14 protein-coding genes are annotated in these 13,922 nt (G+C 69.7%); 5 read left to right on the forward strand and 9 right to left on the reverse strand.

From position 1 onward, the window contains the following. The first annotated feature begins 23 nt into the window (after positions 1–23). Entirely contained in the window at positions 24–911 is an 888-nt protein-coding gene (locus OP79_RS02405; protein ID WP_157857267.1) for an SDR family oxidoreductase, read from the forward strand. Between the two features lie 311 nt (positions 912–1,222). Here the strand turns inward: OP79_RS02405 and OP79_RS02410 are convergent, their stop codons facing one another. Next, the gene (locus OP79_RS02410; protein ID WP_033318202.1) at positions 1,223–1,681 is read right to left on the reverse strand and encodes a MarR family winged helix-turn-helix transcriptional regulator; all 459 of its coding nucleotides are present in this window, start codon (positions 1,679–1,681) and stop codon (positions 1,223–1,225) included. 145 nt (positions 1,682–1,826) lie between these two features. Continuing rightward, positions 1,827–1,982: a hypothetical protein gene (locus OP79_RS55160; protein ID WP_157857268.1), complete on the reverse strand. Its 156-nt coding sequence runs from the start codon at positions 1,980–1,982 to the stop codon at positions 1,827–1,829. A gap of 292 nt (positions 1,983–2,274) precedes the next feature. Between OP79_RS55160 and OP79_RS02415 the strand changes: the two genes are divergently transcribed. From OP79_RS02415 to OP79_RS02430, 4 genes are all read left to right on the forward strand, one after another. Then, positions 2,275–2,916 carry a (2Fe-2S)-binding protein gene (locus OP79_RS02415; protein WP_033318203.1) on the forward strand — a complete coding sequence of 214 codons (642 nt, stop codon included), beginning with the start codon at positions 2,275–2,277 and terminating at the stop codon, positions 2,914–2,916. Positions 2,917–2,928: 12 nt separating this feature from the next. Further along, positions 2,929–3,909 (forward strand): FAD binding domain-containing protein, encoded by a 981-nt coding sequence (locus tag OP79_RS02420; RefSeq protein ID WP_033318204.1) that lies wholly within the window; start codon positions 2,929–2,931, stop codon positions 3,907–3,909. Continuing rightward, positions 3,906–6,092 carry a xanthine dehydrogenase family protein molybdopterin-binding subunit gene (locus OP79_RS02425; RefSeq protein ID WP_033318205.1) on the forward strand — a complete coding sequence of 729 codons (2,187 nt, stop codon included), beginning with the start codon at positions 3,906–3,908 and terminating at the stop codon, positions 6,090–6,092. Before OP79_RS02420 ends, OP79_RS02425 begins: the two co-directional genes overlap by 4 nt. Positions 6,093–6,251: 159 nt before the next feature. Then, entirely contained in the window at positions 6,252–7,424 is a 1,173-nt protein-coding gene (locus tag OP79_RS02430; protein WP_051744347.1) for an XdhC family protein, read from the forward strand. A 1-nt stretch (position 7,425) separates the two neighbouring features. Here OP79_RS02430 and OP79_RS02435 read toward each other — a convergent pair whose 3' ends face one another. The 7 genes from OP79_RS02435 to OP79_RS02465 all read right to left on the reverse strand — a co-directional run bounded on the left by OP79_RS02435 (position 7,426) and on the right by OP79_RS02465 (position 13,751). Continuing rightward, positions 7,426–8,373, reverse strand: a complete 948-nt coding sequence (locus OP79_RS02435) for a nuclear transport factor 2 family protein (protein ID WP_033318206.1) — start codon at positions 8,371–8,373, stop codon at positions 7,426–7,428. 180 nt (positions 8,374–8,553) lie between these two features. After that, complete coding sequence (locus OP79_RS02440) at positions 8,554–9,348, reverse strand: class I SAM-dependent methyltransferase (protein WP_033318207.1); 795 nt, start codon at positions 9,346–9,348, stop codon at positions 8,554–8,556. 42 nt (positions 9,349–9,390) lie between these two features. Then, positions 9,391–9,831 (reverse strand): MarR family winged helix-turn-helix transcriptional regulator, encoded by a 441-nt coding sequence (locus tag OP79_RS02445; protein ID WP_033318208.1) that lies wholly within the window; start codon positions 9,829–9,831, stop codon positions 9,391–9,393. A 90-nt stretch (positions 9,832–9,921) separates the two neighbouring features. Further along, entirely contained in the window at positions 9,922–10,596 is a 675-nt protein-coding gene (locus OP79_RS02450; protein ID WP_033318209.1) for a response regulator, read from the reverse strand. Then, on the reverse strand, positions 10,593–11,858 hold the full coding sequence (locus tag OP79_RS02455; protein ID WP_051744348.1) for a sensor histidine kinase: 1,266 nt from the start codon (positions 11,856–11,858) through the stop codon (positions 10,593–10,595). The genes OP79_RS02450 and OP79_RS02455 overlap by 4 nt, the downstream gene beginning before the upstream one ends. 121 nt (positions 11,859–11,979) lie before the next feature. Beyond that, positions 11,980–12,816 (reverse strand): ABC transporter permease, encoded by an 837-nt coding sequence (locus OP79_RS02460; RefSeq protein ID WP_033318210.1) that lies wholly within the window; start codon positions 12,814–12,816, stop codon positions 11,980–11,982. Further along, on the reverse strand, positions 12,813–13,751 hold the full coding sequence (locus OP79_RS02465) for an ATP-binding cassette domain-containing protein (protein WP_033318211.1): 939 nt from the start codon (positions 13,749–13,751) through the stop codon (positions 12,813–12,815). Before OP79_RS02465 ends, OP79_RS02460 begins: the two co-directional genes overlap by 4 nt. Positions 13,752–13,922: the final 171 nt, after the last annotated feature.

Here is a 13,922-nt window from a genome sequence, read left to right on the forward strand (position 1 = left end):
CTGAGGAAAGAGGGAACCCGAAAGTGTCCGAAACGGAAGCCGTACGCAGCGAAGAGCCGCCCTTGCTCGCGGTGGTCGGGGCGGCCGGGCTCTGCGGTACGTATCTGTTGGAGGCGGCGCGGCGGGCTCCGTTCGGGGTCCGCGCCGTGGTGCACGGGCAGGCAGGCCGTGAACGGGTGGCCGCCCTGGGCGCCGACGAGATCGTCGAGGCCGATCTCGCGGAGCCCGACTCCGTCCGTCAGGCGCTGAAGAACGCGGATTTCGTGTTCATGATCCCTCCGGCGTTCCACCCGGAGGAGGACGTCTTCGCGATCAGGGCGCTCGAGGCGGCCGAGCACGCGGGTGCGCGCCGGTTCGTGTACCTGTCCGTCCTCCACCCGCACACCCCCGGGCTGCGTCACCACCTGCGCAAGGCGAACGCCGAGGCCGCCGTGCGGGCCTCGGGCCTGGACTGGACGATCCTCCAGCCCTCGATGTTTGCCCAGATCGTCCTGTCGACGTGGGGGAGGGCCCCGGGCGGGCCGGTGAACGTGCCGTTCGACGTCCACCACGAATTCTCGATGATCGACCTGCGTGAGCTCGCGGAAGTCGGCGTCAAGGTTCTGGCCGAGCAGGGGCACGATTCGGCGACCTACGAGCTGGCAGGACCCGCCGTCACGCTTGCCGAGGCCGTGCGTATCGCGGGGCGTGCACGAGGAGTGGAGCTCGAGGCGAGGACAGTCGACTGGGGGGAAGCGCCGCTCCCGCCAGGAGTGGCCGACGATCCGTCCCGAGGCTCCGACATGCGTGCCATGTGGCAGGACTATGACCGGCACGGCCTGCGCGGCAACAGCAACGTCCTGCGGATGCTGCTCGGCCGTGAACCCGCGTCCTTCGAGGAAGCGGCCACTGCGTTCGCCGCCCGAAGTTAGCCTCGCTCCTTCGCGGGCGGGCACATCACGGTGCTGCGGCCGAGTGTGGCCTGCGGCGGTTCACAGGCTTCAAAAACCGCTCAGGCGGCGCACATGGCTGAAGGGCAGGCATGACTCCACTGCCGTGCGCGGGAGTTGGGAGTGGCTTGGCCGCGGTGCGGTCGAGCCGCGCAGGAGGCCCGGTGGGCCTCCGTCCCGAGAGCAGCACTCATCTGTGCGTGGCGGTGATCTGTGTCCCGGTCTGCTTTTCCACGTCTCCTCCGCACACCGAGGTGCCAGAAGCAAAAGAGACATCCGCTGGACAGCCAGGGCTAGTTCAAGGATCGACTGTCGATGGCAAGGGCGTCGGGGTTCAGCTCCTCGACCAGACGGTAGAGCAGACGGTGAATGGTGTCCTTGTCATCCGGAGGGAGCGGCGAGGTCGTCTCCCGTTCGATCCGCCGGGCGATCGACGCGGCACGAGCGGCCGCCTCGTCTCCCTCGGCGGTCGCGAACAGACGCATGCTGCGTCGGCTGGTCGGATGCGGCTCACGTCGCAGCAGTCCTCGCTCGACGAGCTGACCCACGCGGCCCATGGACTGGGCCGTGATGCCGGAGCGGCGCGCGATCTCCGCGGCGGGCACCCCCGGCGTCCAGAAGACCTGTTGCAGAGCGTTGTGCTGAGCCAACGTGAGGTCCCCCGCGCGCAGCGCCCGTTCGAGTCGTCCGGCGATGATCTGGGAGGACTGCCAGGCGAGATATCCGGTGGTGGGGAACGCCGCGTCGGTCACGGCCGCAGTCCACGAGGGCGCGGTGTGCTGTTAGCGAGCGTGTTACCGGTCAGTGGCGCTGCGGTCTCTGTGTCATGGACCGTGGGTCGATCCGCCATCCGTCCTACCGGCAGCCCGGGGGAGTGGCGCTCGGCAGGGAGCCGGGTCAGTCGATGGCTGTGCGGCGTGACCCGCGAGCATCACGCCAGAAGAGCACAGCGGCAGCGAACAGCGGCGTAGCCCCACGGCAGGCCAACCCGTCTTCGCCCTCCCCGTTGACGGCCCAGGTCTCCTCGTCCGGCTCGGCCAGGACGACCACCACCTGCTGATCGTCTGCACGGTCCGCCCAGGGACGGAGTCGTACGAGCGGTTGCAGCTGCTGCGGGTGGTGGGCACGCAGGACCTGACGCCAGAAATGTTGTAAAGGTGCTTGATGCAATGACGGTTGCCTGATGGGCATCAGGAGGTTAATGCTGGGCTGGTGTTCCGAAACCCGGTCCTGATCATCGACGGGTCCTCGGTCAGCAGTGCCGCAACGGACAAGGCGTACCTCCGCGGAGCGGCACCGGTACGCCCTGACGACCACCCGCACCCCCCATCGAGGGAGAGTGGACATGTCCACCGAACGTCCCGTCCAAGCCGAGACTCCCCCCGTCGAGTCCCCATCCGCCCCCACCCGGCGTACCTTCATCGCCACGACCACCGTTGTCGGAGGAGCCGCTGTGGCCGGCGGCCTGGTCGCGGGTCCGCTCACGCCCGCCGCGGAGGAAGCGGTGGCCGCCGAGGCGCCGCCCGGCAGCCGTGTCTCCTTGACGGTCAACGGCGTCCGGCGCACCGTCACGGTCGACAACCGGACCTCGCTGCTGGACCTGCTGCGCGAGCATCTCGATCTGACCGGTTCGAAGAAGGGCTGCAACGCCGGTGCCTGCGGGGCTTGCACGGTCCTGGTCGACGGACGCCGGGTCAACTCCTGCCTGACGCTGGCAGTTCGGCTGGACGGTGCCGAGGTCACCACCATCGAGGGCCTGGCGAAGGGTGACCGGCTCCACCCGCTGCAGCAGGCGTTCATCGACCAGGACGCCTTCCAGTGCGGCTTCTGCACGCCGGGGCAGATCGTGTCCGGCGTCGGGTGCATCCAGGAGGGCCACACCGGCTCCCCGGAGGAGATCCGGGAGTGGATGAGCGGCAACCTCTGCCGCTGCGGCTGCTACGTGAAGATCGAGCGCGCGGTCGAGCAGGCCGCCGGCCGGAAATGAGGGCAGATCCCCATGCACCCCTTCACCTATACCAAGGCCGCGGACACGCGGGAGGCCCTCAACGCCGGTCGCCGCGGCGGGCGTTACATCGCCGGCGGCACCACTCTGGTCGACCTGATGCGGGAGACCGTCGAACGCCCCGAGACGCTGGTCGACATCAGCGCGCTGCCGCTGAGCGAGGTCACCGTCACCAAGCGCGGTGGCCTGCGCATCGGTGCGCTGGTCAGCATGACCGAAGCCGCCGCCCACCGGGGGGTGCGTGCTCTGTATCCGGTGATCTCCGAGGCGCTGGAGCTGAGCGCGTCGGCTCAGTTGCGGAACATGGCGACCATCGGTGGCAACATCATGCAGCGCACCCGCTGCACGTACTTCCGTGACGTGAGCGCCGACTGCAACAAGCGCGAGCCCGGCTCGGGTTGCGCCGCCCGGGAGGGCTTCAACCGCAGCCACGCGATCCTCGGCACCTCCGACAGTTGCGTGGCCACGCACCCCTCCGATCTCGCGGTCGCCCTCGCCGCCCTGGAGGCCACCGTCCACCTGCGGGGCCCGGACGGCGAACGCACCCTGCCCTTCGCGGACTTCCTGCTGAAGCCGGGCAGCACCCCGAACCGCGAACAAGCCGTCCGCCTGGGCGAGTTGATCACCGCCGTGGAGATCCCGGCCCATCCTCGCCCATTGAAGTCCGGCTACCTGAAAGTGCGCGACCGTCAGTCCTACGAGTTCGCGCTCACCTCGGCCGCGGTCGCGTTGCACATCCGAGGCGGCGTCATCCGCGAGGCGAAGGTCGCCGCCGGCGGTGTGGGCACCGTGCCCTGGAAGCTGCCCGCCGTCGAGCAAGCCCTCATCGGCGAACGCCCCTCCGACCGGCTGTGGACCGAGGCCGCCGAGCACGCGGCCGACGGGGCCCGTCCCCTCACGCACAATCGGTTCAAGGCCGAGCTGCTCAAACGCACCGTCGCACGCCAGCTGAGCACCGTAGGAGGCAGCAGATGAGTCAGCCACAGGCAGCGGTCGGTGCGGCGGCGCCCCGGGTCGACGCACGGCTGAGAGTCACCGGGCGAGCGAAATACGCCGCCGACAACAACCCCGACGGGGTCGTGCACGCGGTCATCGTCGACAGCAGCGTCGGCCGTGGCCGTGTCACCGGCGTCGACGTCCGCGCCGCTGAAGCCCAGACCGGTGTTCTGAAGGTGATCAGCCACCTCAACGCCCCCGAACTGCCGCCCCGCGAAGGGCAGTTCCCGCCGGGTGAGCCGCTGCGCCCCTTGCAGGACGACCGCATCCGGTTCTTCGGTCAGCCCGTCGCGGTCGTGGTGGCGACCACGCTGGAGATCGCCCAGCACGCCGCGAGCCTGGTGGAGGTCTCCTACGACGCCCAGCCTGTCTCGACCGACATCAGTGTCGCCGAACCCGCCGACGACCCGGAGACCTATGCGCGCGGCGACGCCGACGGTGCCCTGGAATCCGCCCCTGTCCGGCTGGACCTGACGTACCGGATGGCCCGCAACCACCACAACCCGATAGAACCGGCCGCCACCGTCGCCCGCTGGGACGGTGACCGGCTGACCGTCTGGGAGAAGACCCAGTATGTGCAGGGCACCGTGTTCACCCTGTCCGCCGAGTTCGGGATCCCGCCGGACAGCATCCGTGTCATCTCGCCGTTCGTCGGCGGCGCCTTCGGCAGCGCCGCCCGTACCTGGGTGCAATCCGTCATCGCGGCCCTGGCCGCCCGCGAAGTGAAACGCCCCGTCAAACTCGTTCTCACCCGCAGGCAGTTGTACTTCGGCGTGGGATACCGGCCCGCATACGAGTACGAACTGAGCCTGGGCGGCAACCGGCAGGGCCGCCTGACCGCGTCGGCGCACGACATCCGCACCGAGAGCTCCCGCTTTGAAAGGCACAACGAACACGTTCTGGAACCCGGCCGGATGCTCTACAGCACGCCCAACGTCCGTCAGGCCTACCGTCACGTCCCGCTGGACGTGAGCACCCCGTGGTTCATGCGCGGCCCCGGCTACGCCAGCGGCGCCTTCCCCGTCGAGACGGCGATGGACGAACTCGCCCACGAACTGGGCGTGGACCCGATCGAGTTGCGGCTGCGCAACGAACCCGCCGATGACGAGTCCACCAATCTGCCGTTCTCCACCCGCCGCCTGCGCGAGTGCTACCGCGCGGGCGCCCGAGAGTTCGGCTGGCACCGGCGCAACCCCAAGCCCCGCTCGACGCGTGACGGTGACTGGCTCATCGGTATGGGGATGGCCGCCGGTGTCTACGACACCCAGCGCAGCGAGGCCCAGGCCTCGGTCAGGCTGGACGCCGACGGCACCGCCCTGGTGCAGTCCGCGACCAGCGACATGGGTCCCGGCACGGCCACCTCCATGACCCAGGTCGCCGCCGACGCCCTCGGCCTGACCATGCGCCAGGTGACCTTCCGGCTCGGCGACTCCCTCATGCCCCCGGCCCCCGTCCACGCCGGCTCACAGACCATGGCCAGCGTCGGATCCGCCGTCCAGGACGGCGGCGACAAGCTGCGCAAGCAGGCGATCACGCTCGCGGTCAGGGACGAGGACTCACCGCTGTACGGAGCTGACGCCGCCGACATCGTCGTACGAGGCGGTCGGTTGTATGTGAAGGACGAGCCCACCCGTGGGGAGACGTACCAGCGCCTCCTGGCCCGCAACAACCGCAGCCACCTCGAAGCGATGGGCTCGTACGCCGGGGCGTCGGAAGCGGAGAAGTTCTCCTTCTACGCCTACGCCGCGACGTTCGCCGAAGTCGCCGTCGACGCCCGCCTCGGCCTCGTACGGGTCCGGCGCATGGTCGGCGTGTACGACGCCGCCCGGATCATCAACCCGAGGCTCGCCGACAGCCAGGCCATCGGGGCCATGACCGGCGGCATCGGCCAGGCCCTCCTGGAGCACACGGTCACCGACCACCGCGACGGCCGGATCGTCAACGCCAACCTCGCCGACTACCTCGTGCCGACCCACGCCGACATGCCCGAAATGAAGGCGATCTACATCGAGGGTGAGGACTACGAAGCCGACCCGATCGGCGTCAAGGGACTCGGTGAGATCGTCATCGTCGGAGTGGCGCCCGCCATCGCCAACGCGGTGTTCAACGCCACCGGCCGCCGGGTCCGCGAGCTGCCGATCAAGCCCGAGGCACTCCTCTGAACCCCCGGGTGGTCGGAGTGCCCCACCCGGCCACCCGGGCTCCCGAGCGTCCGGCGGCTCATGACGCCACACCGCCGGGCACCAGGGCCGCCGCCGCGGTTTCCTCTCCCAGGGCGCGGCGGCGGCCCGCCAAGTCACTCACCTCACGGAAAGCCCGCCATGCTGAACGTCGCGGACACATTGCACCAGTGGTGCCGCGAGGCCCGCCCCTTCGCCCTCGCCACCGTCGTCCATGTCAGTGGCAGTGCACCCCTGCCCGTCGGCACGGCAATGGCCGTGGACACGGACGGCACCGCGGTCGGCAGCATCTCCGGCGGCTGTGTCGAAGCGGCGGTCCACGAACTGTGCCAACACGTCCTCGCACACGGCGGGCTGCCCGCCCGCGCCGGCTTCGGCTACTCCGACGACGACGCCTTCGCCGTCGGCCTGACCTGCGGCGGCGAGATCGAGGTCCTGGTACAGCGCGTGGAGCCCGCCGCCGAGCCCCACCTCGTCGCCGCCCTCGGTGCCGTCACCGCGGGGCGCCCCTTGGCCGTGGCCCACGTCGTCGACGGCCCCGGTGAGCTCGTCGGCCGTACGCTCCACGTCCCCGACGAGGGGCCCCACGACGGCACTCTCGGCGAAGAGAGCGAGGACCGGGCGGTCGTGGCGCATGCCCGTGCGCTTCTGCGGGCGGGCCGCACGGCCCGGATCGAGGCCGGCGGTGGGGGAGAAGCAGAGAGCTTGGGGGACGGTACATGCCCACGGCAGCTCACCGTCCTCGTCCACGTCCACGCGCCCCGTCCCCGTATGCTGATCTTCGGCGCCATCGACTTCGCCGCCGCCCTCAGCCAGGCCGGGAGCTTCCTCGGCTACCACGTCACCGTCTGCGACGCCCGCCCGGTCTTCACCACCACCGCCCGCTTCCCGCACGCTGACGAGGTCGTCACCGACTGGCCCCACCGCTACCTCGCGGCCACCGAGACCGATGCCCGCACCGCCGTCTGCGTCCTCACCCACGACGCCAAGTTCGACATCCCCCTGCTGCGTCTGGCACTGACCCTCCCCGTCGGCTATGTCGGCGCCATGGGCTCCCGACGCACCCACGAGCACCGCATCGACCTGCTCCGGGAAGCCGGCGTCCCCCAGGACCAACTGGCCCGTCTGCACTCACCGATCGGCCTGGACGTCGGCGCCCGTACTCCCGAGGAGACAGCGATCTCCATCACCGCGGAGATCATCGCTCACGCCAACCGTGGCACGGGCCGACCCCTGTCGCACGGCACCGGCCCCATCCACCGCGAGCCTTGGCCGGCCCGCGCGGCCGATCAGGTCGCGCGGACCGGGGCATAGCTCAGAACATGGTGTTGTCGTTCGCCGATGTCTCCGGCACCGCCTGGATGACGTCCCAGTGCTCGACGATCTTCCCGTTCCGTACGCGGAAGATGTCCACGACCGCACTGCCACGCTCGCCCGGCGCGAGGACGGAGTGGCTGTGGACGGCCACCAGGTCTCCCTCGGCGATGATCCGCTTCGGCGTGTTCGTCAGTTGCGGGTACTGCTGGAAGAGCCACCCCAGCCCGGCCTTCGCTCCCGCGGCTCCGTTCTCGATGTCGGGGTTGTGCTGGTAGTAGTCGGCGGCCACGTAGGTGTCGATGCCGGACAGGTCCTTGCGGACGAGAACCTGGTCGTAGTAGGCGCTCACCAGCTTCTTGTTGTACGCGGTGAGCCGGCGCGAGCCCGGCTCCTGCGTCTGCGGCCGGCTGAGCGTGGAGAACATGTCGTTGCCGCTGGCGGTGGTCTCCGGCACCTCCTGCGAGGCGTCCCAGTGCTCGGCGATCTTGCCGCCCTGGAAGCGGTAGATGTCGACGACCGCGTCGCCACGGGTACCCGGTGTCCTGACGAGGTTGGAGTGCATCACCACCAGGTTCCCCTCGGAGAAGACCCGCTGGACGTTGTACCTGGCGTTCGGGTACTGGTGGTGAAAGTAACCTCCGAGGTTCTTCAGGGCCTCGGCGCCGTTGGCGGAGTGCGGGTTGTGGGCGATGTAGTTCGGCTGTACGAACTGGTCGACGACCCTGGTGTCCCCCCGCTCGAACACGCCCTTGGTGAGACGGACGGCGGCGGACTCCTGGTAGCTGAGCCGGGCCTTCTCACCGTGGCTGACGCCGGAACGGTCGTCATGGGCGGCGAACGAGGGGGTGGCCGCGGCGGCGGGCACCACGGCGACGCCGACTGCCAGGGCCGCGGTCATGAGCGCGGCGGTGGCGGCCCTGCGGGCGTGTGCGGGAGTGGTGTTCATGGTGTTCTCCTTGGCGGTCATGGCGAATTAAGTACGACGCGCTGACTGAAATAGTCAGCATCTCTGACTTATCTGCGGTCAGATTAGTCAGAGACGCTGACTATCGTCAAGAAGTTCGCAGGAGCTGTGACCGGACGCCGAGCTGTCAGACGCCCAGGAAGCAGCGCCTCATCCCGCCCCTCAGGGGCGCCGGGCGAAGGCGACGAAGTTGGCGCCGAAGAACCTGACCTCGCGCCCGTCGTGTTCGGCCCTGCGGAAGGCCTCGTCCCAGCGGGCGATGTCCTCCGGCGTGACCAGGCCTTCGGCGATCATGGCGTCGCGGGCGGCCCAGGCCGGACCGCGCATACCCGGCGGCGGCGTGATCACATCGATGTGCCCCTCGAAGGCGACGAGCTCCAGGCCGGCCGCGGTGAGCAGTTCGTCGAGCCGGGTGCCGATGGTGAGGTCGTTGCCCCGGCGGCGGTGCAGTTCGCGGTATCGCTCGTCCATCTCCTCGTACGCCGCTGGGGCTCCGCGCAGCCGGAAGGAGTCGGCGTCGATGTCGTCGAGGTACACGGCACCGCCGCCAGGCCTGGCCAGCGTGGCGAGGTGGTCGACGATCGCCTGCTCACGGCCACCGTTGTGGGCCAGGACGTGCCGGAGCATCACCAGGTCGAAGGTTCCGGCGGGCAGCCCGGTGGCGTCGGCGGACCCGGTCGCCGTGTGCACCCGCACCCCGGCCTTCTCGGCAAGGACGGAGGCGACGGACAGCGCGTCGCCGTCCCGGTCGACCGCCCACACCGCGCCGTCCGGGCCGGCCGTCTTCGCCAGTCGCACCGCGATCGCGCCGGGTCCGCATCCCACATCCGCGATCCGCGCACCGGGAACCGCTCCTGCGGCGACCCACAGGTCGCGTTCCCTCCGCTCGGCGGCTTCGGCCATGAGTTGGTACCGCTCGATCTCCGCGTCGCTGAGGGCCAACGAGTACTCGGGCATCTCGGCCTCTCCCGTCGTCTGCTTCGGTCGCGATGGACGGCCTCACCGGCCGAGGTACGGGTCCGTGATCTCGCGGAGTCTTGCGAGACCCTCGCGGAGCTGGTCCATGCGACGTTTGCCGAGGTGGGCGGTCCACTCGGCCTCGATCTCGGCGATCGCCGCAACGGCGATGGGGTGTATGGCCTGTGCCTTGCCAGTCTGGCGGATCAGCCGGGCGCGGGCATCCGTGGGATCCGGGCGGCGCTCCACGTATCCGCCGGCCTCCAGCTGGTCGACCAGGTAGCCGGCGGTCTGTTTCGTCACCTGCGTCGCTTCGGCGAGTTCGCTGAGGCGGGTGCCGTCGGCGTTGATGCGCTGCAGGAGCTTGAACTGCGCCATGGTGACGTCGTCGTACCCGGCCTCGGTGATGGCGGCGAAGACCCGGTCACCCATCGCCCGGTAGGCGATGAAGAGCAGGGACCCGATGTCGAGCTGGTCGGTCATGCGGCCAGGCCTCCTTCAATTTTCTCGGGAATCGTCAGACACTCTGACTGAATTTGAGTACCTAAGAGTCAGAGAGACTGACTATTTTAGTCAGAGTACCGGCCCTTGGCCCCGAGCGAAGCCGGTCTGGTAGGCGATCACGACGAGTTGGGCGCGGTCCCGGGCGCCGAGCTTGGCCATGATGCGGTTCACGTGGGTCTTGGCGGTCCAGGGCGAGACGTGGAGCTGTTCGGCGATGGCGTCGTTGGAGAGGCCGGCGGCCACGAGGACGAGCACTTGGCGCTCGCGTTCGGTCAGGCTCGTCAGTTCCGGCACCGGAGGGCCCTTGGGGTCCGGTACGGCGAGGTAGCGGGCGATCAGCGCCTTGGTCGCCCTGGGCGACAGCAACGCCTCGCCCCGGGCGACCAGACGGATGGCGTCGAGAAGGTCGGTGGGCTCCACGCCCTTGCCGAGGAAGCCGCTGGCCCCGGCACGCAGCGCCTGGAAGACGTACTCGTCTGCTTCGAAGGTCGTCAGGATCAACACCCGTACGCCTGCGAGGTCGTCGTCGGCTGTGATGGCGCCGGTGGCGGCGAGGCCGTCCATGTCGGGCATCCGGATGTCCATGAGGACGACGTCGGCGAGGGTGCCGCGGGCCAGCCTGACCGCTTCGTCACCCGTCGCCGCCTCACCGACGACCTCCAGGTCCGGCTCCGACTCGATGATCATGCGGAAGCTGACACGGACGAGGGTCTGGTCGTCGGCGAGCAGAACACGGATGGTCATGCGGGTCTCTCCTGCGCGGTCGTTGCAGCCGGCTCTGCGGCAGATCCGCCCGGAGCATCCGCCGGTGTTTCGGTCTCCGGCAGCGGCAGACGCACGTCGAGGCGGAAACGACCGTCGGCGCCCGCTCCGGCGTGGAAGCTGCCGCCGACCGCATGGGCGCGCTCACGCATGCCCGTCAGCCCGTGGCCGGTGCCCTGGGCGTCCGGGACCGGGCCGGTGCGTACCGGGTTGGAGATCTCGATGTGCAGCGCGTCGGTGTGGTAGTCGACGAGCAGGTCAGCCACGGCGTCGGCACCGTGCTTGTGGGCGTTGGTCAACGCCTCCTGGATGACGCGGTAGGCGGCCAGATCGACGGCGGTCGGCAGGGGGCGCGGTCGGCCGGCCTGCCGGTGGCGGACGCTCAGCCCGGCGGCGGTCAGCGATTCGATGAGCCGTCCGAGGCGGGACAGACCGGGCACGGGTTCCGTCGGCTGCGCCTCGTCCGTCTCGTCTGTGTCGTCGCCGGACTGTCGTAGTACGTGCAGCAGCGAGCCCAGTTCGTCCAGCACCGTGCGGCCGCCCTCGCGGATGTGGCCGAGTGCCACCTCTGCCCGGTCCGGCCGGTCACGCAGGAAGTGTCCGGCGACGCCCGCCTGAATGGTGATCAGGGCGATGTGGTGGGCGACCACATCGTGGAGTTCCCTGGCGATGCGCAGCCGCTCCTCGGCGACCCGGCGACGGGCCTCCACTTCCTTGCTCGCCTCCGCACGTTGCGCCCGCTCCTCCATCGCGGCCGTGTAGTCGCGCCAGGTGCGCACGGTGCCCCCGACAGCGGCGAACGTGCCGACCCAGGCGAACACGGCACCGCCCTCCGGGTCGGAGGCCGAGTCCATCGGATAGGCGACGACGACGTACAGTGCGGTGGCCGTGAGGGCGGCGGCGATCACCGCGGTCCGACGCCGGACCGTACGGGCCACTGTGTAGACCGCGATGAACGCGGTGACGGCGAGCACGGGTGATGGACGGGAGGCGAGGACGGTGAAGGCGGTCTCGCCGAGCACCGTCAGCGCCAGGACGGGAAGCGGTGCCCGTCGGCGGGCCAGCAGGAGGAGGACCGCGGCCCCGGCGGCAACGGCGTCGGCACCTGACGGTGCTTCGCCGTCGGGCCCTCGTCCGATCAGCAGGTAGAGCAGGCCGCCGGCGCCCACGACGGCGGCGAGGGCGGCGTCCAGCAGGCGTGGCTCGACGCCGGTCACCCGTCGCCACGCCGCCGGGCCGGTCACGGCTGCACCGTCCCCTCGTACCGAGTCCCCTTGTACCGGCGGACGGGACCACCCGCCCGTACGCCAGAGGGGTACGAGCGGGTAGGCGGAGTGCTGGCGGCGATGTACTCAGTCATCGGACTCAGGCATCGCGTCGCTTGAGCAGGACGGCCGCGCCGGCCAGGAGTACCACGATGTACACGGCGAACACCGCCAGTCCGGACCCGGATGACAGTGAGCCGCTCTCCGTCTGTACCGCCATGAACGCGTTCGCCGCGTTCGACGGCAGGTACGGGCCGATGGCGTCGTTCCAGCTGCTGGGCAACAGCTGGATCAGGCCGGGCACCACGAACAGGGCGCCCACCACGAGGGTGATCGCCCCGGCGGTGTTGCGCAGCAGGGCGCCGACCGCCAGACCGATCAGGCCGGCTCCGGTCAGGTAGACCGCCGCGCCGATGACCGCGCGGAACACCCCCGGATCCGACAGCGCGGCGGTGTCCATGTCGCGGGAGGACAGGACCGACTGGCCGAGCAGGAAGGCACCCAGGGCCGCGATGAACATGAGCACGAAGCTCACCGCGGCGAAGACGACCACCTTGCCCCACAGCACCGGCAGGCGTGAGGGAACCGCGGCGAGCGTGGCGCGGATGGTTCCGGTGGCGTACTCACCGGCGCTCATCAGGACTCCGAGCACCGCGGTGGCCAGCGCAGCGAGCATCACGCCGCCCAGGGTGATCGAGGTCGGGTCGCTGAAGTCCTCCTGGTCGGGGCCCTCTCCCGAGCCGACCACGCTGCTGAACAGCAGGCCGAAGCCGATGAGGAGGGCCACCGTGATCGCCAGCGTGAGGGTCGTCGAGCGCAGTGACCGCAGCTTGATCCATTCCATGTGGACGACCCGCGGAAAGGTGACCCGCTGACGGTCCGCCGACCGGCGTTCCGTCCTGTTCGTGTCCTGCGGGGCGAGGTCTGTGGTGCTCATCGGTTCGTCCTTCCCGTCGTGACGGGCTCCGCGGTGGTGGCGTGGTATTCGACGGAGTCGTGGGTCAGCTCCATGAACGCCTCTTCCAGCGAGGCCTCCTGACGGAACAGCTCATGCAGGACCACGCCGGCGGCCGCGGCGCGTTCACCGATCTCGGCCGCCTCCAGTCCGGTGACGTCCAGTACACCGGGCTCGCTGGTCGAAACCGTGACGTCGTCGCCCAGCAGCAGGGCACGCAGGTCCGCGGCCTGCGGTGAGCGCACCCGTACGCTGCGGCTGGAGGACCCGGCGATGAATTCGGCGAGCGGACCGGCGGACAGCAGCCGCCCCCGTCCGATCACGATCAGGTCCTCGGCGATCAACGCCATCTCGGTCATCAGGTGAGAGGAAACGAAGACCGTCCGGCCCCGGTCCGCGAGATCCTTCAACAGGTTGCGGATCCACAACACCCCTTCGGGGTCAAGGCCGTTGACCGGTTCGTCCAGCATGACGACCTGCGGATCACCGAGCAGCGCCGAGGCGATGCCCAGCCGCTGCCCCATGCCCAGTGAGAAGCCGCCCGCACGTTTGCGGGTCACCTCCGTAAGCCCGACCATGTCGATCACCTCCAGCACCCGCCGCTTGCCGATGCCGTTGCTCGCCGCCAGAGCCAGCAGGTGGTGATAGGCCGAACGACCGGGGTGGATCGACTTCGCTTCCAGCAAGGCCCCGATCTCCTGCAGCGGGGCCTTGTGCTGCTCGTACGGGCGGCCGTTGATACGCGTCGTGCCGGACGACGGCCGGTCAAGGCCCATGATCATCCGCATCGTGGTCGACTTGCCCGCGCCGTTGGGCCCGAGGAAGCCCGTCACCACTCCAGGACGCACGGTGAAGCTCAGTGCGTCGACCGCGAGCTTGTCCCCGTACCTCTTACTGAGGCCGTTCACCTCGATCACAATCCACCTCCGGGTTGTTTAGGCCTCAAGGTTCTTGCAAGACGGTCGCCTTTCGCGTCGCCCTACGGCGGTCACTGCGTGTACCACGACCGCGGTACGCCGCTGCCGACGGCAACGACCGTGGGGTGACGCTCGTCGTCGCTCGCCGTGCTCGAGCAGGGTTGACCACAG

The sequence above is a fragment of the Streptomyces yerevanensis genome (assembly GCF_000716805.1).
Lineage (GTDB): Bacteria > Actinomycetota > Actinomycetes > Streptomycetales > Streptomycetaceae > Streptomyces > Streptomyces flaveus.